This is a genomic window from Rhizobium sp. BK538 (assembly GCF_014197575.1).
Taxonomy (GTDB): Bacteria; Pseudomonadota; Alphaproteobacteria; order Rhizobiales; family Rhizobiaceae; genus Rhizobium.
Window position 1 is genome coordinate 433,526 of the sequence record NZ_JACIFT010000001.1, and the last position, 25,277, is coordinate 458,802.

A 25,277-nucleotide genomic window follows, 5' to 3' on the forward strand; every position below is an offset into this window, starting at 1 on the left:
ATGAGATTTTCCGAAACGGGATGGAAATTGCCCGCAGAGCGGCAAGTTTTCGAAGGAGAGCCGCGAACTTAGCCATGACATTTCTGGAAAATTCGTCACTGATAGTCGCTAAGTTGCGTTATTCCGCATCAAGAAGTGCAATATAGCGGAATTCCGCTTGCAAAGTCGGCGACTGAGACGTAGCGATATTCCGCATGTTAAGCCAGAAGCGATCGGAATTCCGTATGCTGGAGACTGTCTTCAATATCTTAGGTACGCAGCTTCGCGCCGCTCGAAAGCGGCGTGGTTTGAGCCAGCCGGAAATCGCCGCCCGGCTTGGCCGCAATCGGGCACGCATCTCCGAACTGGAGCGCGATCTGGCCAGCAATCGCTGGGGTCGCGATCGTCTGACCCTTTTTGCCGAGATTTGCGATGCTCTCGATTTGACACCCGTCTTGGTTCCGCGCTCGCGGGTTGCCGAAGTCCGCGGATTGATCGAGGAGACTGGCTCAGAGAAGCGACAATCGAAGCAGACGCCCTCAGCCTTCGACGAGTTGTTCATCGATCTTGGCGAAGAGGATGAGGAGGATAACTAATGGCAAAGGCCCCCGTTATCCTCGGTGTTCATCTTCTCGATCGCAGGTTAGGCGCGGTGAGGGTAGGGACGTTGACACGTGATGCCGATGGCGGCGTCGCGTTTGCCGTTGCGGAGACCTATCTGAGAGAGCCTGAGCGCCCGATTCTAAGCCTCGGCTGGTATGATCCTGAAAACGACGAGGGCACGCGCGATCGGCTTTCGAATAGAGGGGACAAAATCGGTCTGCACGGAACGTTGCCCCCTTGGTTTTCCGGGCTTCTACCGGAAGGTGCTCTTCGGGAGCTCGTCCTGGCCGAAATGGGCTCCGGTGATCACGACGAGTTCGACGTGCTGACTAGGCTCGGCGCGGATCTCCCAGGTGCCGTTCTCATCGTGCCGGAAACTGGGGTGCCATCCTCCGCAGGCCCGCTTACTCTGGATAGGGTCCAGGGCTTCCAGGCACCGCTGCCGGAAGGCGCCGTCAAATTCTCGCTCGCCGGCATTCAGTTGAAGTTCACGGCCAATCCGGATGGCGAGCGTCTGACCGTGCCTGGACGCGGCGACACCGGCCGCTGCATCATAAAAGTGGCGAGCGAACAATTTCCCAGCCTTCCCGAAGCAGAGTACGGTGCGATGCGTTTGGCCGGGTTGATCGGAGTCCGGACCGCCAAATGCCGTCTTGTCTCGCGTGACGCGATAACAGGTGTGCCTGCCGAGTTTCTGACGCGTGGTGAAAACGTCCTTGTCGTCGATCGGTTCGACCGTACAGCCGATGGGCATCGCATTCACATCGAAGACGCAGGGCAGATCATCGGGGCGATTGGCGATCGCAAGTATACGATGGCTACGACCGAGACGATCATCAACATGGTTCGACGCTTCAGCACCGATCATCGCGCCGACATATCGGAGGCTATTCGTCGTGTGGTCGCGGATGTCCTGCTGGGAAACGGCGACAATCACCTGAAGAACTGGTCTTTCTGCTTTCCACAGCCAGGCGAAATCCGTCTTTCACCAGCATACGACATCGTGCCTACTGTACTTTACATGCCCAGAGATACTATGGCCCTCAGGTTTGTAAAAACACACAGTTTTGAAAGCGTAAATTTACATCGCTTTGAGCGGGTGGCGAGTTTTCTCCAGGTCGATCCGAAATGGATCATTCGTGAAGTGACGTTGGCCGTGGAACGCGCGCTGGAGCTATGGCCGTCAGCCGCTCCCGAATTGCTTGGTGAAGAGCGGGCAAAACGGATCATCGACAGACTTGAGACGCTAACGCTGGTCAAGGAAGCGATGGGTTGAGCTTTTGGGGCGACTTCAGACTAATCGGCGACAAGGGAAACCGTCATCCGTTCAGGCGACGCATCTATGGCCACCGATAGGAAGAGATTTCAGTAGAGCACGGGGCAGGGGCGATGATCGCAAGTTAAGATTAAATCCTGCCCCCCCGCAACCAATATAAGACGAAAAAACCTTGGTGGCACAATAGGTTACCTGGTTCTTTGTCTTGCGCCAAAATCGGCGCCGCGATTCTACCGCCAATAAAATCAACGGCTTAGTGTCGCAGGTGCAAATCGGGTTGGCTGACACCCGCAGCCAATTGCAATGCGGAAAATCTGTTCTCCGCGGACGAGGTTGTCAATCCAGCCAATTCGGTTCGAATCGGCACATGAGCAAGCACGGGAAAACGTTTGGCGTCGCGTCGCGCATATTCTGCGCGATGCTGCTCGTTGTTCTCGGATTTTCTCCTCGCCCTGTGGTCGCTGCCCCAACGGACAATTTGGCGACATACGTCCTTCCAGATGGCTCGGTGGCGTCGCTTTGTATTCCTGAAGAAGATGGCAAGCCGGGCAAACATGTCGATCATGGCTGCGATGCTTGCCGCATCGCATCGAGCGTCGCCATGCCGATGCCGCCCAGAGACCGGCCTTGCCTGTGCGAACCTGCGCGTCGGCCTGACTGATCTCGCCGACAAAATTGGGCCGCGTCGCCAGCCAGAAGAAACCCGTGGTACGAACCACGCCGGGCCAGGACCGATCGATAAACGCCTTGAACGACAGTGGGTTGAATGGCTTTTTTGCTCGGTAGACGAAGGAGCGAATGCCGTATTCTTCGGTCTCTGGCACGTGGTCCTTGAAACCGTGCAATTCCTTGTACCAGAGCGGATGCTCGGCCGCCCGGTCGAAATCGAACCGGCCGGTCCCAAGCACGTCACGGAGCTCGACACAGCCGAAGTCCGCCTCCAGTATCGTGGCATCGGGATTGAGTGCGACGACGATCTTGCGCGCCGCATCAAGCTCGGCCGACGAGGCGAGGCTGACCTTGTTGAGCACGACGACATCGGCAAACTCGATCTGCTCGACGAGGAGGTCGACGATGGTGCGGACGTCGCCTTCGCCGGCGGTTTCACCCCGATCGGAGAGGAAATCCGAGGAACTGTAGTCCTTGAGCAGATTGGCGGCGTCGACCACCGTCACCATAGTGTCGAGCCGGGCGACGTCGGACAGGCTCATTCCGTTCTCGTCACGGAAATCGAAGGTGGCGGCGACCGGCAGCGGCTCGGCAATGCCTGCCGATTCGATGAGGAGATAGTCGAATCGTCCCTGATCGGCGAGTGCCCGCACTTCCTTGAGCAGGTCGTCGCGCAGGGTGCAACAGATGCAGCCGTTGGTCATCTCGACCAGTTGCTCCTGCGTCCGCGACAGGTTGGCACCGCCGTCCCGAACGAGCGCGGCATCGATATTGATCTCGCTCATGTCGTTGACGATGAGTGCTACATGGAGGCCTTCGCGATTTGCAAGTATGTGATTGAGAAGGGTGGTCTTTCCGGCCCCGAGAAAGCCTGAAAGCACGGTAACGGGGAGTTTGTCCCGCATGGTTGTAATCTCCTTGGGATAGGTCATTGAAATGGACAGCGGCTAGCGGCACTCGCGACAGATGCCCCTGACTTCGATGGCTGTCGTCCTGATCTTGAAGCGGCCGTTGCGGGCGTGCTGCATCAACGCGTCTTCCATAGCTTCATCGTGAAATTCGGAGGCTTTGCCGCAAGCGTCGCAGATTTCGAAGGCCGTGAACCGGGAATGGATGTGCCCGTGGTTCGAGTGGCAGCAGACGACGAAGGCGTTCATGCTTTCGAGACGATGAACTCGGCCTACCTCGACGAGCTTGTCGAGTGCGCGGTAGACCTGAAGCGGTGCCTTCAGGCCCTCGCCGCGCAGCCGGTCAAGGATACCATAGGCACTGAGTGGCTGCCCAGCTCCCTCGAGGACAGACAGGACGAGGCCCTGGTTTCGGGTCAGTTTCCTATGTTCGGTGGCAGCGTCTTGAGGCATGATGTGGCTCGGACTCTTAGAGGTAAAATCAGCTGATCGGAGCAAGCGGCGGACCTCCGATCCCCCTCGTGAGCTCGCTTATTCAGCAGCGACACGCGTCGCGCGGCACTTGCCAAATCCATCGGAAATGATGTCCCGAGGCAGGTCGCGGCCTATGAAGACGAGCCGGGAAACACGTCGCTCGTCCGGCTTCCAGGGGCGCTGATGATCGCCCTCCATCAGCATATGGACGGACTGAACAACGTAGCGGTCGTCGTCATCGCCGAACGACATGATCCCTTTCATACGCAGGATGTCGGTGCCGTAAGCCTGCACGATATATTCGATCCAGCGGAAGAATTTCTGCGGATCGAGCGGCGCATGTTCCACGAGCGAAATGCTGGTCACATGATCGTCGTGCTCGTGCTCGTGGACTTCATCGAGAAAATCGGGTTCCACCTCGAGGAGGCGATCGAGGTCGAAGGCCCTGCGGTCCAGCAAGGCAGCGATATCGACGTCGCAACGGTTGGCATGGATGAGCGCCGCGAATGGATTGAGCCTGCGGATGCGTTCCTCGACGGCCTTGATCTCATCTGGGGACACGAGGTCGATCTTGTTGAGGATGACAGTATCGGCGAAGGCAAGCTGTTCCTGCGCCTCGTGTGCCTTGTCGATCTCACCCAAAAAGTGCTTGGCATCGACGACGGTGATGATTGAATCGAGCCGGGTCTTGGCTCTCACGTCCTCATCGACGAGGAAGGTCTGGGCGATCGGTGCGGGATCGGCGAGGCCCGTTGTCTCGATCAGGATGCCGTCGAAACGGCCGCGACGGCGCATCAGGCCCTCGATGATGCGGATGAGGTCGCCACGAACGGTGCAGCAGATGCAGCCGTTGTTCATCTCGAAGACTTCCTCGTCGGCGTCAACGATCAGGTCGTTGTCGATGCCGACCTCGCCGAACTCGTTGACGATGACGGCGTACTTTCGTCCGTGCGGCTCGGACAGGATGCGGTTCACTTTCCCGCACCCAGATAGCCCGTAAGAACAGTGACGGGGGTGGGGTCTAGCTTTGCGACGGCTTCCACTGACATCGGGATCGTCCTTTCCAGCGCGTTATTTGGTCGCGGGTGGTTGGCGGATGGATTGTTACGGTATAACGTCCCCTTGACGAACGTAATAACATTACATAAGACGCAGTTGTCAATCCCCGGTGCCGAAAATGAACGCCAACCGCCTCGACTTCAAAAACCTCACTTTGGGCTATGGCTCTCATGCCGCCGTCCACCACTTGAACGGCAGCGTCGCGCGCGGTTCGCTGACTGCCGTCGTCGGGGCCAACGGGTCCGGCAAGTCGACGCTGATGAAGGGCATCGCGGGAATCCTGAAGCCGATCAGCGGCACGTGCGAACTGCATTTCGACCGTCTCGGCTACTTGCCGCAGCATTCCGAAATCGACCGTTTCTTTCCGGCCCGGGTCATAGACCTCGTGTCACTTGGCTTCTGGCAGAAGCGCGGTCTCTTCGGTCGTCTGACGCGAGGCGACAGGGACGACCTGTCTAATTGTCTCGCCGAGGTGGGGCTGCACGGCTTCGAAAATCGTCCCCTCGACAGTCTCTCGGGCGGGCAGATGCAGCGGGCGCTGTTTGCCCGGACCATGTTGCAGGACGCCGATCTCATATTGCTCGACGAACCCTTCAATGCCGTGGACGAGCCGACGATCCGCCATCTTATGGACGTCATCGAGGCGTGGGTCTCCGAGGGCCGGACCGTACTTTGCGTGTTGCATGACCATGCGCTGGTTAGGTCCCATTTCCCTGAGACCTTACTGATGGCGCGCAAGCCCGTGGCCTGGGGTCCGACATCGGAGGTGCTGACGGAGCATAACCTCTCCCGGGCGCGAATCTTCCAGGAAGCGTGGGACGACAACGCGGGCTGGTGCGAGGATGACACCGAGTCACAAGTCCACTCGCAAGGCCATGACGACACGGCGCACAGCCACAGGACGACCGCCCATGTATGACTGGCTGATATTCCCCTTCGTGCAATATGGCTTCATGCAACGGGCTCTGTTCGGGTCGATCGTCCTGTCGATCAGTTGCGCGCCGGTCGGCGTCTTCCTGATGCTGCGCCGCATGAGTCTGACGGGCGATGCCATGTCGCATGCTATCCTTCCGGGGGCGGCGATCGGTTTTCTTATTTTTGGTCTCGACATCCTGCCGATGACGCTCGGTGGTCTCGCCGTCGGCATGCTGGTCGCCATCGGTTCCGGCATCGTGTCGCGCATCACCGTGCAGCGGGAGGACGCATCCATGGCGGCCTTCTATCTCATCTCGCTCGCGGTCGGCGTTCTCATCGTCTCCTGGCATGGCTCGAGCGTCGATCTGATGCATGTGCTCTTCGGCTCCGTTCTCGCCCTAAACAACGAGGCGCTCTCGGTGATCGGAACCATCTCTGGCGTGTCGCTGATCGCTTTGCTTGTGTTCTGGCGGGCGCTGATCGCCGAGTGCCTCGACCCGCTTTTCCTGCGATCGGTCAGCCGAATCGGCGGCCCTGTTCATTTCGTCTTTCTGATGCTTGTCGTGCTCAACTTGGTCGGCGGTTTCCAGGCGCTGGGCACGCTGCTCTCGGTGGGGCTGATGATGCTGCCCGCAGTCGCCTCCCGCTTCTGGTCCAACGACGTCCGCAGCCTCTGTCTGATTGCGGCGACGATCGCCGTCGCGTCATCCGTCGGCGGGTTGCTGTTGTCCTATCATGCATCCATGCCATCGGGCCCCGCGATCATCTTCGTCGCCGGCGCTTTCTACCTCATCTCAGCTTTGGCCGGCCGAAGGGGGGTGCTGATGGGCCTCCTCCAGTCACGCCGCCACAAGACAGCCTGATCAACAGAAGGAGCTTCCCATGTTCAGGACCCTACGCCTCGCCAGCTATGCCAGTGCCATCGTGCTTGGCGGCATCGCCTCCTCGGCATCTGCCGCGGAACTGAAGGTCGTCGCCAGCTTCTCTATCATCGCGGACCTCGCCAGGAACGTTGGAGGCGGCAAGATCGAGATCAAGACGCTCGTTCCCGTCGACGGCGACGCGCATACCTATGAGCCCAGCCCGGCCGATGCCGCCTCGCTGGAAAGCGCCAATGTCGTGCTCGTCAATGGTCTCGGCCTCGAAGGCTTCATGTCGCGACTGATCGAGACCAGCGGCACCAAGGCTCCGGTCATCGAAGTCAGCAAGGGCGTCTCACCGCTCAAGGGCGAGGAAGAAGAGCATGAACATGCGGACGGGACCCACGCCAAAGCCGGCCACGATGCGGAGGAAGAAGGACATCATCATCACGGCGAGTTTGACCCGCATGCCTGGCAGTCGGTCGCCAATGGCGAAATCTATGTGAAGAACATCGCGGAAGCCCTATGCGCCGCGGACAAGGCCGATTGCTCGACTTTCACGGCCAACGCGGATACCTATCTGGCCAAACTCAAGGCACTGGACAAGGAAGTGCGCGACGAGATCGCCTCGATCCCCGAGGCCAAGCGCACGATTATCACCTCGCACGACGCCTTCGGCTATTTCGCGCATGAATATGGCCTGAAGTTCCTTGCTCCCCAGGGCGTCTCGACCGAAGCCGAAGCTTCGGCCGCCGACGTGGCCAAGATCATCGACCAGGTGCGGGAAGACAAGGCGTCGGCGGTGTTCGTCGAGAACATCACCAATCCGCGTCTCATGGAACAAGTCGCGAGCGAGACCGGCCTCAAGGTCGGCGGAACGCTGTTTTCCGATGCGCTCTCCGGTCCCGACGGCCCGGCGTCGACCTATATCGACATGTTCCATCATAATGTGAAGACGATGAAGGCAGCCATTCTCGGGAGCTGAATGCACAGGGTGGCGGGTCAACGCCCGCCACCATTCATGTGCCGGCCAGGCAGGGGAGAGGTGACATGCCTTTCGGCATCTTCAAACGGCGCGGCATAGCAGATCGAGGCGAGCAGGAGATCATGGCACTTTACGACTCGGTGCCTGTCGTGCTGCTGACGGGCTTTCTCGGCTCCGGCAAGACGACGCTGCTCAACGAATTGCTTGCTGATCCAGCGATGACGGACAGCGCCGTGATCGTCAACGAGTTCGGCTCCGTTCCCATCGACCATGCGCTGGTGAAGGTCGGGAGCGAGCGCTATTTTCGGACCACGACTGGGTGCATCTGCTGTACAGCGACAAGCGACGTGCGAGCCTCGCTCTTCGAGCTTCACGAGGCGCGGCGTTTGGGAGAGATTGCGCCGTTCTCGCGTGTCCTGATCGAGACGACAGGTCTCGCTGATCCGGCACCGATCATCAATAGCCTCGTAGCCGGTGGCGCACCTGCGATAGGATTGCGCGACCATGTCGTCGGCCGTCATTTTCATCTTTCCAAGGTTTTCACCACATTGGATGCACTTGACGGTCGGGAGATGCTTGATCGCCATGTCGAAGGATGGAAACAGCTCGCCTTCGCCGATCATGTTGTCGCGACAAAGACCGATCTGGCCGGCCCCGCCTTCTCGGACCTGCAATGGCTCAATCCAGCTGCCCGCTTTCACGACAGGCATGATCCCGACTTCCGACCTGCAGAGATCATTCTGGAAGCGGGACGGTATTCGACGCTGGGCAAGACCGACGATGTGGTGGGATGGCTCGCCATGGAAGGACTTTCCAGACACCGGGTGCATGACCATGACCCCAACCGTCATGGTGACGGGATCAAGGCCGTGGCGCTCACCCAAGAGCAGCCGCTCGACCCGTACAAGCTGCAAATGTTCCTCGACCTGATCGTCAGCAACATCCAATCGGGCCTGCTCAGATTGAAGGGAATCGTGGCATTGGCGGATGACCCTTCTCGCCCCGCTATCGTCCACGCAGTCCAGCACAGGCTCTATCCGATACAGCGCCTCGATGCGTGGCCCGGAGAACCAAGAGCGACGAAACTCGTGTTGATCGGCCACGAACTGCGCAGCCAGCAAATCCAGGAGCTTTTCGCCTACTTGGTGTCTACTTCAAAGGCGCGAAAACGGAGAGTCATATGAAGTCTGGTTTCACCAATCCGCTCGCGCGCCAAACACCGGCGATCGTTGGCGCGGCACGTGCCATCAAGCAATGGTCCCGCGATGCCTTCCGCCTTGGCGATGCCGATGCTGTCTTCGTCAACGAGCTCGCTTGTTCCGTTCCCGGTTGCCCACCGAAGGAAACGGTCATTGTCATCATGAGTGCCGGGCGTTCGACCCGACAGATTTCGGTACACAAGGCCATGGTCGACGTGACCGAGCAGGATATTGCTGAAGCCTGCACCCCGTGGCTCTCGCGAAGCGCAGTATGACTGATCGTGTTGTGTCTCGTCATCCGCCTTATCGCGACAGCAAGGAAATGACGGTCAGACCGCCGGTAGCGGCACGATGCGTCAGAAAATAGAACGTATGACGGGACGTCGACGAGCGGGCAGCGCGCTGCATGTTGGGGCAATAGTGGGTGCAACATTTTTCCGCAGGAGCATCTTGAATACGAGTGACAACGCCGCTAGAGGAGCGTCATGCTATAACATAACGGAGATCGACTGTGCTGCGCCTTCCACTTGTCGCCCTGCTTGCCACCCTCATCCCCATGGCCGCCTTTGCGGATGACACGGTCCTGAACGTGGCCGCGCCGTTCGAGATCAAGTCGGCCGATCCAGTGCTCTCAGGCGACATCTACCTCAAGATGGATGTGGTCGAGACGCTTGTGAGTGCCGACGCTTCGGGACAGCTTCTGCCCGGCCTTTCGGATGGTTGGAAGGTCAGCGCGGACAATCTGGCTTGGCGCTTTCACATTCGATCGGGCGTGACGTTCCATGACGGCAGTCCGCTGACCGCGGAAGCCGCGGCCAACGCGCTGAACTGGTCTTCCAAGAAGGAGGGGGGCCTGACGAAAGCGCCGATCGCCTCCATCGCTGCCGAGGGGGAAGAGGTCGTCATCGCGCTGTCCAAGCCCTTCGCGGCGCTGCCCGCCTTCCTCGCCGAATACCGCACCGGCATCCTTGCACCCGCGTCCTATGCCGCCGACGGTACGGTGACGGCTTTGATCGGCACGGGCGCTTTCAAGGCAACCAAGCTCGAGCCGCCGATGACGCTGGAGGCAGAACGGTTTGAAGCCTATTGGGGTGGTGCGCCAAAATTGCTGGCTGTGCGTTATAGCGGCATCAGTCGGTCCGAGACGCGCGCGCTGATGGCGGAAGCGGGGGATGCGGAAGTGGTGGTCAACCTCGATCCGGCCTCCGTCTCGAGACTCAAGGCCGTGGAGTCCGTGAATGTGGAATCCGTCTCTCTGCCGCGCCTGTTGCTGTTGAAGATCAATCTTGCCTCACCTTTCTTCGACACGATCGAAGAGCGCAGGGCATTGTCGCTGGCTATCGACCGCGCTGGATTGGCGCAGGCAGTTCTCCGCTACCCGGCGGCGGCAACGCAGATGTTTCCCCCGGCCATGGCGGATTGGCACGACGCTGCGCTTGCTCCTCTCGCATATGATGCAGAAGCCGCCAAGGCTGCCTTTGCCGAAGCGGGCTGGACCCCAGGAGCCGACGGAGTGCTGCAAAAGGACGGCCAGCGATTTGAGGTCGAGTTGCTGACTTATCCGGACCGGCCAGAACTGCCCCTGACGGCCGCTGTGCTGGAACAGCTTTTGCGCGACGTCGGTATCGCCGTCACCATCAACTCCACCAACTCATCCGAAGTCCCCGCCAAGCACGCCGCAGGAACTCTTCAGATGGCGCTGTTTGCCCGCAACTTCGCGCTGGTGCCTGATCCGATCGGAACGCTGATGCAGGACTACGCGCCGACCGGTGATTGGGGTGCGATGGGCTGGCAGAATGCCGATTTCACGGCTGCCGTCCAAAAGATGGCGGCCAACGGCGGGACCCCGGCCGAACGCGCCGCTCTTGCCGGTGTCCTTCATGCCGAAATGCCCGTCATTCCGATCGCCTGGTATCAGCAGACTGCGGCCATTTCCAAGAAGGTGAAGGGCATTGTGATCGATCCCTACGAGCGTACGCTCGGGCTGAAGTCGGCCGAGTTCATCAAGTGACGGCGGCATTGCGTATCATAGCCTTCCGCCTGCTGCAGGCGGCAGGCGTAGCTCTGGTGGTCGGCGTGATGTCGTTCCTGATGATGCAGGCAATGCCGGGAGACATGGCCTATCGCATCGCCGCCGCCCGCTACGGCTACGATCTGGCCTCGGCCGAACTTGCCCAGGCGGTTCGTGTAGAGTTGGGACTGGGCGCCGATCCGCTGGCCCAGTTCCTGCGCTGGATGTCCGACCTGGCACAATTCGACCTGGGGAAATCGCTGGTCTCAGGACAAAGCGTCTGGGGGGAGATTGTCCATCAGCTGGGTGCAAGCCTTGAACTGGCGGCAATGGCGCTGGCACTATCGCTCTTGATCGGCCCGCCGCTCGGAATCTACGCTGGACTCAATGCCGGCGGCCGCTTCGATGGGGCGCTGCTCGTAATCGCGGCAGCATTCAGGGCTGTGCCGCAGTTCCTGCTGGGCTTGGTTCTGATCGTGATCTTTGCGGTGCAGTTTCGTCTGCTACCATCGGCCGGTTATGGCCAGGCAAGCCACTTTTTCCTGCCGGCCGGGACGCTGGCGCTCGGTCTCGCGGCTGCCTCGGCACGCATCACCCGCGATGCAATGGCCGCCGTTGAAGCAAGTCCCCACTACGCCTTCGCGCGCACGAAAGGGTTGAGCGAGATCCAGGTTCTCCTTCGCCACGGCCTGCGCAATATCGGTGCTCCGGTGATCACCTATCTCGGCCTTCAGTTCGTGCTTCTGGCCGAAGGCGTGGTGGTAGTCGAAACGATCTTTGGCTGGCCAGGCATCGGTCACGCGCTCATTCACGCCGTGTTCCACCGCGATGTCCCGATGGTGCAGGGCACGGCGCTTGTGATGGGCCTGACCTTCGTTGTCATAAACGCCGTCATCGATCTGGTCGCGCGGCGGATCGATCCGCGTGAGGTGCGCGCGTGACGATGTCAAGCTATCGCATGGGATGGGTGCTGCTTGTGGCCATACTGGCCTACGCCCTGATTGGGCCGCTCTTCGACACCGTGGGTCCCTTCAAGCAGGCGCTCCTGAAGGCGCTGGCAGGCCCGGATGCCGGTGCTCCATTCGGATACGATCATCTGGGCCGGTCGATGTATTCGCGCCTGGCTTACGCCTTGCGCCTTTCTCTGGTCATTGCCATTTCCGCGACGGCGACGGCCGCCGTGATTGGCGTCGCTCTCGGTGCCCTGGCCAGCTGGCGAGGTGGTCTCATTGACCGGGGGCTGTCGCTGCTGGCGGACTCCTTCCTGGCGCTGCCGGCCCTGCTGATGGTGCTGATGATGGGCGTCATCCTGCCGTCTACCCCGCTCGCCTTCTGGGCGGGCATCGCTGCCGTGCAATGGATCGAATTCTTCCGGCTGACACGCAGTGCGGCCCGCAGCCACCTGGCGAGCCCGGCGGTCGAGGCAGCGACGCTGCAGGGCTTCGGCCCGCTTTGGGTGTTTCGTCGCATTCTGTGGCCGGAAATCGGGCCGATGCTGCGCACGGCAGCGGCATTCGGCGTCGCCAACGCTATTGCCGCCATTGCGGCACTTGGGTTCGTCAGCGTCGGCATGCGCGCGCCGACACCTGAACTTGGCCTGATGATGGTCGAGCTTCTGCCAAGCTGGCGGGAAGCGCCCGTGGCGCTCATCCAGCCGGTGCTCGCCTGCTTCATCCTGCTCCTGTCGCTCAACCTCATTGCGGGAGGCCGCCGATGACCTTGTTGATCGCCGAAAACATCACGGTACATGCAGGTAAGGAGGCCTTGGTCAATCCGGTCTCGCTCAGCCTGCCGGCGGGGAGAGCGGTCACCGTCCTGGGCGAAAGCGGCTCGGGCAAGAGCCTGCTTGCGCAGGCGATCATCGGCACATTGCCGAAGGGACTTGAGGCGGCCGGCAGCATCATCGTCGGAAACGAGCGGCTGAAGCCGGGCCGGTCCCGGGCCAGCCGCGCGCTCTGGGGTCGCCGCGTCGCGGTTCTGCCGCAGGAGCCCTGGCTCGCCCTTGATCCGCTCATGCCCGCAAAACGCCAGGTCGCTGAAGTCTACCAATTCTTCCGGAGTGATCAACGCCCGGATGACCGCGCCAATGCGGACCTGGCGGCGCTGGGTCTGGACGGGTCAGGCTCCAAATATCCCTGGCAGCTTTCCGGCGGCATGGCGCAGCGTCTGGCCTTCGCCGCTGCGCGGGCGGGCGGGGCGACCGTCACCGTCGCCGACGAACCGACCAAGGGTCTTGATGCCGGTCGTCGTGACGATGTACTCGCGCTCCTGCGTCGTGGCCTTGAAGGAGGAGGCGGCCTCCTGACCATCACCCATGACCTTGTCCTTGCGGCGGGTCTCGGCGGCGAGATTCTCGTCATGAAGGGCGGGGAGGTGATTGAGCGTGGTCCGGCCGGACGCGTGCTGACCATTCCCGAACATCCCTATACCCGGGCTTTGGTCGCCTCCGATCCCGGACGCTGGGCTCGACGCACTCCGGCGGCGGAAATGCCACCGTTGATCCGGGCCGAAGGTCTTCAGGTCGCACGAGGCGGAAGGCAACTTTTCGCGCCGGTGAACTTCACGCTATCGCCGGGGAAGGTGCTTGGCATCTTCGGTCCCTCGGGTTGCGGCAAGTCGAGCCTGGGCAATGCAATTCTTGGTCTGCTGCCGCATCAAGGCACGCTCTGGCGAGACCCATCCATCCGGCGCCTGGGCTACCAGAAGCTGTGGCAGGACCCGCCGGCTGCTTTTCCGGCCCGGATCACATTGGCTCAGGGACTAGAAGACCTTGTGCGGCTTCACGGAATCGATCGTGCCCGCATCGCATCATCTCTCGAGAACCTCAAGCTGTCATCCGACCTCCTGAACAGGCTGCCCAGTGAGATTTCCGGCGGCGAACTTCAGCGGATCGCCCTGCTGCGTGCGCTGCTCCTCGATCCGGTCTTCCTCTTCGCCGACGAGCCGACCTCGCGCCTCGATCCGGTAACGCAGGCGGAAACGATGCAGCTGATGGTGAAGGTCGCACGGGAACGGGACGTGGCGATCATGGTCGTCAGCCATGACGAAGCGCTGCTGACCGCCGTCAGCGATCAGGTGCTTCGTCTGGAAGCTCCCTGATCGGCCGCTGCGATCGCTCGAAGCAGATCTCTGCGCGCCAGCGCTGCCGTTGCCGCTCATGCGGTTCGAGGCATGTGCCGATGTCTCGAGGTGGAGGACTGTAGCTTGAGATACCTCGCCAAGGCGTTGGTTCGTTCGCGCGTGCGATCATGTCTCGCTTCTTGCGCCCTATTTCGACAGGAAATTTCCGGGAGGGATTGCGCGGAGATCGGGATCGTCGAGTTTATTCGCGGCAACGACATCGGCCTTCGTCATGCTGTATCCGTAGGTAAGGACCCGTCTGCCATCCATGATGAAAAGCTGGGCCTGGTCGATCCCGGGCTTCAGTCGACCGCTCACGACGATCGGTTCATATATTCGCGAAATTCGGTATGGCTGAGCCGGGAACACATGAACCATCTGGTTTGGTGGCGGAGCGGCACCGTGACTGCAAGCTCCCGCCCACGGGACGAGCATGAATTCGTAGACAAGCTCTCCTTCCTGGTCGATCGGCAGGAGAAACCCTGTCAACTCCACCGCGGGCCCGTTAATGGGCCAAGTGAGGCTCTTGGCGACCACTTCGTCAGGCACGCTTTCACTTGGAGGCAGGAGCGCGCCCCGCTGGTCCATCGGTCTCAGCGAGTTCCACGAAATTCTTTCCGTTGCAAATGATGGCGAAAAGAAAAGAGATGCCAGGCATGCTGCGAATATGAGGTGAGTTTTTCGACTGAACATTGCGGCTCCAGCATCTGTCAGACCAGGCGAGGCTGATATCACAGATCTCGCGTCGGATCGATTCATCGCCGGCTTTGTGGTCATCGATCCAAGCTCTAAGCTTGATGTCGTTGCACGTCTCGATCGTGATTTGACAAGCCAGACTATTGGGAACGCCCAGGTCACTACGCTCTGCCGCATGTCAGAGCTCTTTAGCCAATATGTTCTCTTGATCGCGAGGGGGTGAATTCGAGCTTGTCGTCACGCTTCGTGCAGGCGATGCGAGCGGCGACATCACCCCGCTGTTGGTATCGGTGTGATCACGCCTAGATCGTTGAAGGCAGAGGGAGCTTCACTGTGAAGTCATCATTGGTGGACCACCGTCTGGCTTCACCGTGTGCATCGGTCCTGTGATGCGTGCCAGCTTCGGTATATCTCGCTCAACCAATCGCAGGAATCGTTGGTTGCGTGCCCCCGCAACCAAATCTTCCCAAGCCCGCCAACACGGCGGGCTTTTTATTCCAAAAGATGTCAAAGCAAGCATTCAGTGAACGGCAGCCGGATTCCGATCCCTCGCATCCAGCTCATTCCGTGCCAGGAATTGCGTGGCCCGGACCGCCTCCAAGGCATTTGCCGCCTCCCGGACATGACGCGCGACTTTCATGGGGGTAACGACGGTCAAGCAACGATCTCGATACACCAATATCTCGATTGGTTGCAGTAGCGCGCGTGCTCTCGATGGCGAAAATCGACACGGTTGGCGGTGGTCCCAGTTTGGCCGGAGGAAGTGGACTGCTGAAGCCGCGGCCCGCACGATCGGGCGATGACATAGGAGACGCCAGCCGGCGCCTTACCTTATCGCCCTTCATCTGGTGCCAGTATTTCCGCTTAAGGATCATTGCAGAGGCGCCTTCCACTATTGCTTTCTCTTTGCCCATGACTCAAGGTTCCACTTCACGCCACTGATATCGAACGTGGCCAGGCGGGGAACAGTTTCGGGAGTCCAATACTTCACATCCCGTGAACAGCGGTTGAAGAGCCTTGATGCGCCATCATGAGTCGGCGCCGAGCACCCTCCGACGTTCCGACGTTCCCACAAATCAGCTTCACAACATTTGCCAAGCTCATTAGTTTCGTTGACGTGGCGACTGAGCCATGAGACCCTGCTGCAGTGATTGAGATGCAGGTCCGGCCGGACCTGCATCTCATTTCGTTTCTCACTGGAATGAGTAATCGGCGGGCACCATCTGCGTTTCTATGGCAAAGGTGACCAAGTCACCGAGCTCGGGGATTGCGAAATCCAGTCCCCATTCGCTGCGGCGGATCCTGCCGGTCGCCGAGAAGCCGATCTTCGGGACGCCCATCATCGGGTGCTCGGCCATCGAACCGTTAAAGGTGACGTTGAGCGTCGCCGGGTGCGTCTCGCCGCGCAGGGTCAGGAGGCCTTCGACGGCGCCGGTATTCTCGCCCGTTACGCGGATCGTCTTGGAAATGAAGGTAATCGGCTTGGCGGCCAGGAACGTCTCCTCGCCGCCGATCTCAGCATCGAAGTTCACCTTTTCCGGCCAGGGATAGTCGGTGCGGACCGAAAGCGGATCGATCGTGACCGAGAGCGTGGAGGTTTCCGGCTTTTCCGGCTTCCACTCCAGCCGAGCGTCGACTTTGGTGAAACGCGCGGTGTAATTTGAAAGGCCGGAATGGTTGAACGACCAGTTGAAGCTAGAATGCGAGGGATCAGTCTTGTAGGCGCCGCCGGGCGCCGGGTCGCCGGCGGCGGCAAGGGCGAAGGTCGTGCTCAAGGCAATAACGAGTGAGAATACAGGAATGCGAAGCATGGGTGGTTCCTTGACTTTGACGTGATGATGCCGGTTCAGGCGGCCTTGTCGCGGCTGATAGCCTGAAGGCGCTCCCAGACGCGGCTGTGCCGGGGAATGTCGAGGTCGAACACGGTCTCGAACGTGTCGGCGAGATGGTCAGCGCTCGTGATGCGCTGCTCGGTGAGGCTTTTTGCGGTCACGCGGCGCAGGCAGTCGTTCTGCAGGGCGACATAACCGTCCACCGTGTGCCGCAGAACCGCGAGCGCATTGGTGAACGGCGAGCCCGGATCCTGCATCAGCCAGCCATGCGTCGTGGCCATCGCCACCTCGTCGCTGTGGTCGAGCCGGAAGTCGAAGCTTTTTGCAATGCCGCGCACATGGTTATTGAAACGCAGCCATCCGCCGTCGGCCGGCATGATCGAGAAGTCGAAACCACGCTGGCTGATCGGCCCGACGGTCAGCGGCACCGGCTCGACGATAGCGTCCGCGACGCCGACTTCAGCGAGATAGGGACGGTCGAGATCGATGCGCAGGGTGAGGTGATTGCCAATGGCGATGTCACCGAGCTTCTCCCGATCGACGCCGCCGCAAAGGCGGGTCACGCGGAAGCCGAGCGCGGTAAGCGCGGCGCCGAAGAGGCCGTTCATCTCGTAGCACCAACCGCCGCGCCGGCCTTCGACCATTTTGGCGAAGGCCGCGGTCGGGGTCATCGCGGAGGGCCATCCCATGAAGGCATCCAGCGCTTCCCAGGTGAAGGTCCTGAGATGGGCGCGATGCAGCTGTGACAGGCTGCGGATGTCGAGGTGAGCCGGTCGCTCCATCCTGATCCGGGCGAGATAGGCGTCGAGCTGCGCTGCCGTCAGGGTCATTTCGTCTGTGTTCGAAGGCGCGTGTGTCATCCTTCAGTCTCCTTTCGATGGATCGGTGTTCAGGTTCCGTGGTGTGTTCGGGTGGGTCAGGCGACCTTGCGGTCGTTGTCGGGTGGAAAGATCAGGCCGAAGTCCCTGGCGACCGAGGCGATTTGCTCGTGTGTTTCGGGCCTGCAGAGTTCGACGATCGGAAAGAAGCTTTCGAACCCGCCCGGCGTGACGACGACCATGAGGTGGCCTTCCGTCTTGCCGACATTGCTAAAGCGGTGTGGCACGCCGCGTGGCAGCGCGATGCAACCGCCTTCCGTCAATTCGACATAGTCGCCGGCGCACCAGAAGCCGAAGCGGCCGGCAAGGACGCGGAAGAACTCGTCCTCGCGCTCGTGCACATGCAGCGGCGGTCCTTCGCCGGCCGGCACGAAAGCCTCGAACATGCCGAGCGAGCCGCCCGTATGGGCTGCCATCATGCGGATGACATGCCTGCCGAACGCCATCGCCTGCGTCCCATGTCCCGACGGCGAAACCGCCGCGTCGGTGAATTTTTTCATCTCTCTCTCCAGGTTCGGACCGCATCGATCCTCGATGCTTTCACTCTTGCGGCAGGACGCAGAAATCGTGTCTCGCCCCGACATGCGAGGCGTGGTATCGACGTCATTCCCCTGGGCGGCGCGGGGGCCGCCGAAGACGGGCAGATGATGATTGTTCAGGCCGTCCAGCCGGTACGGCGTTTCTATAGCGCGCCGCGAAATCCGGCGTTCCTAAATGAATGTGCAAGCCGTGCCGAATATCCTAAAAGTTTGCTAAGAAGTCTGGGGAACAGCAATAGGGGGTGGCAGTGAGGCTCGATGACAGGCTCCTCGACTTTTTCAATCGGCCGCTGATGTGCATCATCGCGGTGGCCGACGATCGCCGCCGGCCCTCCGCGGGACGCGGCGTCGGCTTTCATCTCCTGGAAGACCGCGAAACGATCGACGTCGTCTTTTCCGCTTGGCAGTGGCCGCGACTCGAGCCCTGCATCCAGCAGACCGGGCGGATCGCCGCCACCTTCGTCAGCCCCTCGGACTATGTGAGCTTCCAGCTGAAGGGCACCGCCACGATGCGCGACACGGAAAGGCGCGACCTCGATCGCGCCGACCGCTTCATGGCCTCGGCGACGGAAGAGCTCGAATCCCTCGGTGTGCCTCGGCGCCTCATCGCGCCTTGGCTGACGGCGCGCGAGGCGCGGGTCGCCCGGCTCGCAATCAGCGAAATCTACGTCCAGACTCCCGGCCCGCTCGCCGGCATGCTGGCAGGCGAGCAATCTGGTGCGAGCTCCCGATGAATCCGCGGCTTTCTGATCTTTCCGCCTGCTTCGAAGGTGTCATCCCCTCCATCATCGCCACGGCCTCGGCCGATGGCATGCCGAACATATCCTATCTCTCCCATGTGGTGCGGATCGATGAGGAGCATGTCGCGCTTTCCAACCAGTTCTTTGCCAAGACGGCAGCAAATGTGCGCGCCAATCCCAAGGTCACGCTGATCCTTGTCGACGGTTTGACGGGCGACCAGTTCCTGCTCGACATCGGCTTCGTGCGTTCCGTCGATGCAGGCGCGTTATTTGACAAGATCGCCCGCCAGCTCAAGGCGAGCAGCGCGCAGGTCGGCATGTCGGACGTCATGCGGCTCAGGAGCGCCGATATTTTCCGGGTACACGGGATCGAAAAGGTCCTCTCGCCGGTGGAAAGCGCGCTGGCCATGGCTGGCCGCCCACCCGTCAGCCTCCCCGCCCTTTCGGAGGCGATCAGGGTGATCAAGCAGCAGCAGGAAGCCGACGAAATTATCGACAGCCTGCTCGGCAGCGTCCAGCGCGTTCTCAGATACGACAATGCGCTCGTGCTCATCCGCGACAACCATCGCGGTTGTCTAATCACCACTGGCAGCATCGGCTACGGGCGCTCGGGCCTTGGATCTGAAGTCGCCGGCAGCGAGGGATTGATCGGTGCTGCGGCAACAAGCGGCCAGACGATCAAGGTCAGCGACATGAGCCGCGTCCGCAGGTTCGGCGAAGCGATTGGCCTGGATGCGGAAGGGGCTGAAAATACCACACGCACCGTCGCCTTCCCGCAACTGCCGACGGCCATGAGCCAGATCGCCGTTCCCATGACCGCCCGCGGCGCCGCTACAGGCGTACTTTTCATCGAGAGCACGGAACGGCTGGCTTTTCGCGAGGAGGACGAGGCGGCTCTCGAAATCTTGGCGGGTCAGGCCGCCAGCGCCCTCAGGGCCAGCGAACGGGAAGCGGCGGCCGCCGAGCCGAGGCCGGTGGCCACGCTGCCCGAACCTGCCGCCGCCGGGCGGGAAGTCCGCGTCGTCCATCACCGCTTCGACGACAGCGTGTTCGTCGACGGCACCTACATCGTGAAGGGTGTTGCCGGCTCGCTGCTGCGCCTGATGCTCGAATGGCACTTGAACGAGGGCCGAAGCGAATTCACGAACCGGGAAATGCGGCTCGCGGCCGGCGCCCGGATGCCGGAGATCAAGGACAATCTCGAAACCCGGCTCCTGCTGTTGCGTCGCCGGCTCGAAGAGAAGCGGGCGCCCATACGCCTCGTCCGCGTCGGCAGAGGCCGCGTCCGGCTTGAGATGGAAGGACCTCCCATCTTCGACGCGACCAGAGGCGATGACCTGTGAGCTGGCAAATTGGCAGGCAGTTCGTCATCGGTGAAACCTGAATCGCGTTACAATCGGCGTAGCAGCCAGAAAGAATTGGTTTTCGCCTGCTGTCGACCAGGACGGGCTCGTGCTCGACATTCTCGGCCAGAGCCAACTGGTCTTTGGTTCGAAATCTATTCGAGAGTTTCACCGTCTGGCCCCCTTTTCGGGCGGCCGCAGTCCAAGCTTGACATGCGGTCAGATGATAACAATTGAAGTTGGGAAACGGGTTATCAATTGCTAGGAGAGCAATATGCTGCCGCCAATCACCAAAGCTGACGAGATCAGCGAGAGATATGTCAGCGCCATATCCAATCCCCTTACGACGTCGGATCGGTGGAAAATGCCGGTTGCGTGATTAAATCATATGCTTTTGCCGAGATGGAAAGGTGGCATCCCCCGCCCTCAGATCTATAGCGGATTCATTGCTCTGCCACAGGCAATGCCGACTGTGACAAGCATCATGGAGAATTTGGCAGGGACACCTATCAACGGCAGCGGCTCGACATACGCATAGGCGACCTGAAGCGGTCAGGCCAATCGCGGAAAGCGGCGTGGTTGGGCTCAGACAAGGACTCTGCATCGCTCAAGCCACAGATAGGCAGCAGCCGTCCTTTCCCAACGACGAAGCCATTGTCCGTCTCGTCGGCGCTCTCCTGCTGGAGCAAAATGATGAGTGGGCTGTTCAGCGCTCGCGCTACATGACACTTGAGACGATCGCCACAATGAGTGATGATCCGCTCATCAACTTGCCTGCCGCAAGTTGACCTGCTCCCGGCCTTGACCGGAAAGCTCGACAATCGAACGAGCTACACCACTCCCTGGGACATCATCAGTGGCTCTCAAGCCATCGCCTTTCTCTGTTGGCAGAGCCGGCGAAATTCTTGCGATTGCAATGGCAAAATGGGCGCGCAACCGGAGGAACTCTGGGAGGCCTATTCTGCTGTAAAATCGCGGCAAGGAGCGAAGCCAGTTTATAAGATATGTGGAGGGCAGCGGGTCGAGTGGTCGTGGTTGCCAAGTCTGAAGTACCTCAACCCGATTTGCCCGGACCAATGTGACGTGACCGAAAGCTGTTCTCGTCTTGTGGTCAGACAAACGGATTTGAAAATACTGGGTCGCCGGTTCGATCCCATTCAAGGCGAATATTTGCGGTACCCCGAATTGGGCCGAAAGGTGTCTCCTTTCCGGCGATCCTCTGCAGGCCGATTAAGCACACCTAATCTGGGATATATGCACCGAACTACCGTTGGATCTGATCGGGAAGGCGCTTATGTTTGCACTCGCTTCATCTCAATCGCTCATGGATCGACCTGATAACCAAACGAGGCATCCGTCATGACCAAAGGCTCCGATCTTCTGGTGGCCGCACTCGAAAACGAGGGTGTCGACCGTATCTTCGGTATTCCAGGCGAAGAAAATCTCGATGTTGTCGAGTCCATCCGCAAATCGTCCATTCAGCTGGTGCTGACACGGCATGAGCAGGCGGCTGCGTTCATGGCCGCGACCTATGGTCGCCTGACCGGCAAACCGGGTGTCTGCCTGACGACGCTCGGGCCGGGCGCCTTGAACCTTTCGACGGGCGCGGCATATGCGCTGCTCGGCGCCATGCCAATGGTGATGATCACCGGCCAGAAAGGGGTGCTTTCGTCCCGGCAGGCCCGGTTCCAGGTGGTAGACGTGGTGGCGTCGATGAAGCCGCTCACCAAACTTGCCCGGCAGATCGTTTCGCCGCAAATGATCCCGACGATGGTCAGGGAGGCATTCCGGATCGCACAGGAGGAGCGGCCAGGACCGGTCCATCTTGAGCTCCCGGAGGATATCGCTGCCGAGGAATGCGCACCGGTCGCTCTGGTCGCCCCGCATCAGCTGGAGCTGCCGATCGCAAGTGACGCGGCGCTCGATCGCGCGGCCGTCCTCATTACCGCGGCAAAACGCCCGCTCCTCATGCTCGGGGCAGCCGCTTCGCGTCCTCGGTCGACGTCTGATATCGCGCAATTCGTCATCCGCACCGGCATCCCCTTTTTCACGACCCAGATGGGCAAGGGAACGGTCCCGGGCGGAACCGAGCTCTACATGGGCACCGCCGCACTGTCGGAACGGGACTATGTCCATGAGGCGATCGAGCAGGCCGATCTCATCATTACCATCGGCCATGATACGATCGAGAAGCCGCCCTTTATCATGGGCAAGGGTGGTCCGAACGTCGTCCATGTCGGATATCAGCCGGCGACGGTCGAGCAGGTCTATTTCCCGCAATCGGAAGTCATCGGCGATATCGGTCCATCGTTGAAGGCGTTGGCGGATCGCCTCGAAGGCAAGCTGCCGAACGCGCAAGCCCTTCTTCACCTGCGGGAGCGCATCCTCGAGCGCATCGCCGTTCGGGCAACGGAAGATCGCTTCACGCCGCAGCGGCTGGTCCATGACATGCGGGAAGTCATGCCGCATGATGGCATCCTGGCGCTTGACAACGGCATGTACAAGATCTGGTTCGCACGGAACTATCGGACGCGCATGGCGAACACACTGCTGCTCGACAACGCCCTTGCAACGATGGGCGCCGGTCTCCCATCGGCCATGGTCGCCTCGATGCTCTATCCGGAACGGCGTGTCATGGCGGTCTGCGGGGATGGCGGCTTCATGATGAATTCGCAGGAGATCGAAACGGCCGTCCGGCTGAAGCTGAACCTCGTCATCCTCGTCATCGAGGATGATGCCTATGGCATGATCCGCTGGAAACAGGCGGTGGACGAGTTTCCGGACTTTGGAATGACGTTCGGCAACCCGGATTTCGTGAAATATGCGCAATCCTACGGAGCCAAGGGGACGAGGGTCGACGACATCAGCCAGTTCAAGCAGGCGCTTGAAGATGCCTTTTCCGGCGGTGGCGTTCATCTGGTGAACGTTCCGGTCGATTATTCGGAAAACGAACGTGTGCTGGTGAGGGAATTGCGCGAGCGGCTTCCCGCCATTCTGGAGGATCAAGATGATGCCTAACCTGAAGGTCTATCAGGCATTCGATCGCGCGCTCATTGCCGAAATACCGGCCGATGACGCCGCTGCTCTCGAGCATAAGCTCGAAGTTGCCGCGAAAGCCTATGCCGATCGAAGCGCCTGGCTGCCGGCGCATCGCAGGATGGCTATCCTCAGAAGGGTGTCCGAGCTTCTCTCCGAGAACCGTGACCGCTTTGCCACCATGATCGCCCGCGAAGGTGGCAAGCCGCTGACGGATGCGATCATCGAGGTGACGCGCGCGATCGATGGTCTCGTCAACGCGGCAGACGAGCTGCGCAGTTTTGGCGGCAGGGAAATCCCGATGGGCCTGACTGTTGCCAGTACCAACCGATGGGCCTTCACCACCAAGGAGCCGATCGGCGTCGTGGCGGCGATATCGGCGTTCAACCACCCCCTTAATCTCATCATCCACCAGATTGCGCCCGCAGTGGCGGCCGGCTGCCCGGTCATCGTCAAGCCGGCGGCAACCACGCCGATTTCCTGCATCGAGATCGTCAAGCTGTTCTGGGAGGCGGGACTGGACGAGCGCTGGTGTCAGACCTTCATCACGGAGGACAATGCGCTTGCCGAGAGCTTTGCTACGGATCAGCGCGTCGCCTTCCTGAGCTTCATCGGCTCGGCTAAGGTCGGCTGGTATCTGAAAAGTAAGCTGCCGCCAGGCACGAGATGTGCGCTGGAACATGGTGGAGCAGCCCCTGTTATCGTCGATCGCAGCGCTAGTGTCGATGCAATCATCGGGACGATCGTCAAAGGCGGGTATTATCACGCGGGGCAGGTCTGCGTGTCGGTGCAGCGCCTCTTCGTGCACAATGACATCCTATCCAACTTCACCGACGCGCTCGCCGCCAAGGTCGCAAGCCTCCGTGTCGGTGATCCCACGTTGAAGGAGGCGGAAGTCGGGCCGCTGATCCTGCCGCGCGAGACGGAACGTGTCGCAAGCTGGATCAAGGAAGCGACCGATGCGGGAGCAAGGCAATTCGGGGGAGGACGGTTGTCCGAGACCACGCTTCTGCCCTCCGTCCTGCTCGATCCGCCGGCGGACGCCAAGGTGTCGCGGCTTGAGGTATTCGGACCTCTAACCTGTGTCTATGGCTATAGCGACATTGACGAGGCGATCCGTGTAGCCAACTCTCTGCCTTATGCATTCCAGGCGAGCGTCTTTTCCACCGATATAGCCGTCGCGCTCAAGGCGGCAAGGCATCTCGATGCATCGGCAGTGCTCGTCAACGACCACACGGCCTTTCGAACCGACTGGATGCCTTTTGCCGGGCGCAGGCAGTCGGGATATGGTGTCGGGGGTATTCCTTGGACGATGGAGGAGATGGCCGACGACAAGATGGTGGTATTAAACGGCGTCAGTTGATCCGCGCAACTGGCTTGCAGGAGTATGATGGTCTCGCAGTGCTGTTTCGATCTACAAAACCAACTGAAGGTGATGGTCTTCACGTCCGTAGTCCTTGGCGATTTCGAGCCGTAGTCATCGAACTAGATTTCCGCTTTCAGGCACCTGTAGTAACCGACTAGGCGATCCAGACTGAACGCCCTGTTGAGACCGCTTGGATTGGGAAGAACCCACGTTCTGGCTCCTTCAAACACCACGTTCTGCCTGCCCCAGTCGCAGTCGCTCCTGCCGTTGATTGCCGAGAACGCCGCTTTTCCGAGAAAGGCGAGGTTGGCTGGTCCAAACCTGCGCATTTTTACCTCTAGGTCGGGGGCCGCGGCCAAATAGTCGCCAGTTCTAAGTTCTGCTGCCGACCTTGTCGGACGCGCTACCGCAGCCGTGATGCCACAGCCGAATTCAAGCAGGTCCCGCTCCTCGTCCGCTCTCAAGAGCCGAGGCGTGAAACCCGCCAGATGCATGAGGCGCCAGAAACGATTGCTCGGCGAGGAGAAACTATGGCCATCGCGACGGGCGGTGAGGCCCGGATTGAGACCGCAAAAAACGACCTGAAGGCCGGGCGCGAGCACGTCTGCAAGTCAAGCGTCCGGGACGGGCGCGCCGACATCGATCTCCAACAACATAGCCATCCTCTCGATCCTCGCTCATTCTCAGACCAGTGCAACGCGTCCCGCCGTGATGATAGAGCCAAGGTCCACGATATCAGCTAAATGCCTTGGTTGCCCACCAGGATCTGCGCCACCACGGCTCTAGCCG

22 protein-coding genes and 3 pseudogenes are annotated in these 25,277 nt (G+C 60.5%); 17 read left to right on the plus strand and 8 right to left on the minus strand.

All coding sequences use genetic code 11. From position 1 onward, the window contains the following. Nucleotides 1-224 precede the first annotated feature (224 nt). Complete coding sequence (locus FHX09_RS02105) at nt 225-575, plus strand: helix-turn-helix transcriptional regulator (RefSeq protein WP_132593905.1); 351 nt, start codon at nt 225-227, stop codon at nt 573-575. Further along, entirely contained in the window at nt 575-1,858 is a 1,284-nt protein-coding gene (locus FHX09_RS02110) for a type II toxin-antitoxin system HipA family toxin (RefSeq protein ID WP_184449224.1), read from the plus strand. Before FHX09_RS02105 ends, FHX09_RS02110 begins: the two co-directional genes overlap by 1 nt. Before the next feature lie 605 nt (nt 1,859-2,463). Here the strand turns inward: FHX09_RS02110 and FHX09_RS02115 are convergent. From FHX09_RS02115 to FHX09_RS02125, 3 genes and pseudogenes are all read right to left on the minus strand, one after another. Beyond that, a pseudogene (locus FHX09_RS02115) lies at nt 2,464-3,432 on the minus strand (GTP-binding protein); the annotation flags it as partial. Between the two features lie 42 nt (nt 3,433-3,474). Continuing rightward, nucleotides 3,475-3,888, minus strand: coding sequence for a Fur family transcriptional regulator (locus tag FHX09_RS02120; protein WP_132593901.1), 414 nt, complete (start codon nt 3,886-3,888; stop codon nt 3,475-3,477). Nucleotides 3,889-3,966: 78 nt separating this feature from the next. Then, nucleotides 3,967-4,958: pseudogene (locus FHX09_RS02125) on the minus strand (GTP-binding protein). Between the two features lie 128 nt (nt 4,959-5,086). On the opposite strand from FHX09_RS02125, the gene aztA reads away from it, so the two are divergent. The 9 genes from aztA (at nt 5,087) to FHX09_RS02170 (ending at nt 14,037) form a co-directional block, all read left to right on the plus strand. Next, nucleotides 5,087-5,887 carry a zinc ABC transporter ATP-binding protein AztA gene (aztA, locus tag FHX09_RS02130; protein ID WP_132593899.1) on the plus strand — a complete coding sequence of 267 codons (801 nt, stop codon included), beginning with the start codon at nt 5,087-5,089 and terminating at the stop codon, nt 5,885-5,887. Continuing rightward, a complete protein-coding gene (gene aztB / locus FHX09_RS02135; RefSeq protein WP_184449226.1) occupies nt 5,880-6,746 on the plus strand; it encodes a zinc ABC transporter permease AztB in 867 nt (288 codons plus the stop codon). The genes aztA and aztB overlap by 8 nt, the downstream gene beginning before the upstream one ends. A gap of 19 nt (nt 6,747-6,765) precedes the next feature. Then, nucleotides 6,766-7,728 carry a zinc ABC transporter substrate-binding protein AztC gene (gene aztC / locus FHX09_RS02140; RefSeq protein ID WP_132593895.1) on the plus strand — a complete coding sequence of 321 codons (963 nt, stop codon included), beginning with the start codon at nt 6,766-6,768 and terminating at the stop codon, nt 7,726-7,728. A 122-nt stretch (nt 7,729-7,850) separates the two neighbouring features. Further along, nucleotides 7,851-8,912 carry a GTP-binding protein gene (locus FHX09_RS02145; protein ID WP_246699382.1) on the plus strand — a complete coding sequence of 354 codons (1,062 nt, stop codon included), beginning with the start codon at nt 7,851-7,853 and terminating at the stop codon, nt 8,910-8,912. After that, entirely contained in the window at nt 8,909-9,202 is a 294-nt protein-coding gene (locus FHX09_RS02150; RefSeq protein WP_132593893.1) for a hypothetical protein, read from the plus strand. Before FHX09_RS02145 ends, FHX09_RS02150 begins: the two co-directional genes overlap by 4 nt. A 236-nt stretch (nt 9,203-9,438) precedes the next feature. Then, a complete protein-coding gene (locus FHX09_RS02155; protein ID WP_245505556.1) occupies nt 9,439-10,938 on the plus strand; it encodes an ABC transporter substrate-binding protein in 1,500 nt (499 codons plus the stop codon). Then, nucleotides 10,935-11,879 (plus strand): ABC transporter permease, encoded by a 945-nt coding sequence (locus FHX09_RS02160; RefSeq protein ID WP_245505555.1) that lies wholly within the window; start codon nt 10,935-10,937, stop codon nt 11,877-11,879. The genes FHX09_RS02155 and FHX09_RS02160 overlap by 4 nt, the downstream gene beginning before the upstream one ends. A 2-nt stretch (nt 11,880-11,881) precedes the next feature. Beyond that, nucleotides 11,882-12,655, plus strand: coding sequence for an ABC transporter permease subunit (locus FHX09_RS02165; RefSeq protein WP_132593932.1), 774 nt, complete (start codon nt 11,882-11,884; stop codon nt 12,653-12,655). Beyond that, the gene (locus FHX09_RS02170; RefSeq protein ID WP_184449231.1) at nt 12,652-14,037 is read left to right on the plus strand and encodes an ATP-binding cassette domain-containing protein; all 1,386 of its coding nucleotides are present in this window, start codon (nt 12,652-12,654) and stop codon (nt 14,035-14,037) included. The genes FHX09_RS02165 and FHX09_RS02170 overlap by 4 nt, the downstream gene beginning before the upstream one ends. Nucleotides 14,038-14,205: 168 nt before the next feature. Here the strand turns inward: FHX09_RS02170 and FHX09_RS02175 are convergent, their stop codons facing one another. The 4 genes from FHX09_RS02175 to FHX09_RS02190 all read right to left on the minus strand — a co-directional run bounded on the left by FHX09_RS02175 (nt 14,206) and on the right by FHX09_RS02190 (nt 17,964). Next, complete coding sequence (locus tag FHX09_RS02175) at nt 14,206-14,646, minus strand: DUF3299 domain-containing protein (RefSeq protein ID WP_246699369.1); 441 nt, start codon at nt 14,644-14,646, stop codon at nt 14,206-14,208. Nucleotides 14,647-15,947: 1,301 nt separating this feature from the next. Beyond that, nucleotides 15,948-16,565, minus strand: coding sequence for a YceI family protein (locus FHX09_RS02180; protein WP_132593890.1), 618 nt, complete (start codon nt 16,563-16,565; stop codon nt 15,948-15,950). Nucleotides 16,566-16,600: 35 nt separating this feature from the next. Continuing rightward, nucleotides 16,601-17,446, minus strand: coding sequence for an arylamine N-acetyltransferase (locus tag FHX09_RS02185; protein ID WP_184449233.1), 846 nt, complete (start codon nt 17,444-17,446; stop codon nt 16,601-16,603). Between the two features lie 56 nt (nt 17,447-17,502). Then, nucleotides 17,503-17,964, minus strand: a complete 462-nt coding sequence (locus FHX09_RS02190; protein ID WP_183723031.1) for a cupin domain-containing protein — start codon at nt 17,962-17,964, stop codon at nt 17,503-17,505. 287 nt (nt 17,965-18,251) lie between these two features. Here FHX09_RS02190 and FHX09_RS02195 point away from each other — a divergent pair, with 287 nt between their 5' ends. The 5 genes and pseudogenes from FHX09_RS02195 to FHX09_RS02215 all read left to right on the plus strand — a co-directional run bounded on the left by FHX09_RS02195 (nt 18,252) and on the right by FHX09_RS02215 (nt 24,485). Next, the gene (locus FHX09_RS02195; RefSeq protein WP_184449234.1) at nt 18,252-18,737 is read left to right on the plus strand and encodes a pyridoxamine 5'-phosphate oxidase family protein; all 486 of its coding nucleotides are present in this window, start codon (nt 18,252-18,254) and stop codon (nt 18,735-18,737) included. After that, on the plus strand, nt 18,734-20,086 hold the full coding sequence (locus FHX09_RS02200) for a GAF domain-containing protein (protein WP_184449236.1): 1,353 nt from the start codon (nt 18,734-18,736) through the stop codon (nt 20,084-20,086). The genes FHX09_RS02195 and FHX09_RS02200 overlap by 4 nt, the downstream gene beginning before the upstream one ends. Nucleotides 20,087-20,721: 635 nt before the next feature. Then, a pseudogene (locus FHX09_RS02205) lies at nt 20,722-20,874 on the plus strand (IS256 family transposase); the annotation flags it as partial. A gap of 571 nt (nt 20,875-21,445) precedes the next feature. Then, nucleotides 21,446-23,104, plus strand: coding sequence for an acetolactate synthase large subunit (locus FHX09_RS02210; RefSeq protein ID WP_132593878.1), 1,659 nt, complete (start codon nt 21,446-21,448; stop codon nt 23,102-23,104). Continuing rightward, a complete protein-coding gene (locus FHX09_RS02215; RefSeq protein WP_184449254.1) occupies nt 23,097-24,485 on the plus strand; it encodes an aldehyde dehydrogenase family protein in 1,389 nt (462 codons plus the stop codon). The genes FHX09_RS02210 and FHX09_RS02215 overlap by 8 nt, the downstream gene beginning before the upstream one ends. A 122-nt stretch (nt 24,486-24,607) precedes the next feature. Here the strand turns inward: FHX09_RS02215 and mug are convergent, their stop codons facing one another. After that, entirely contained in the window at nt 24,608-25,090 is a 483-nt protein-coding gene (gene mug, locus FHX09_RS02220; RefSeq protein ID WP_184449238.1) for a G/U mismatch-specific DNA glycosylase, read from the minus strand. Here mug and FHX09_RS30400 point away from each other — a divergent pair. Further along, nucleotides 25,019-25,231, plus strand: coding sequence for a hypothetical protein (locus FHX09_RS30400; protein WP_184449256.1), 213 nt, complete (start codon nt 25,019-25,021; stop codon nt 25,229-25,231). The genes mug and FHX09_RS30400 overlap by 72 nt on opposite strands. Nucleotides 25,232-25,277 lie beyond the last annotated feature (46 nt).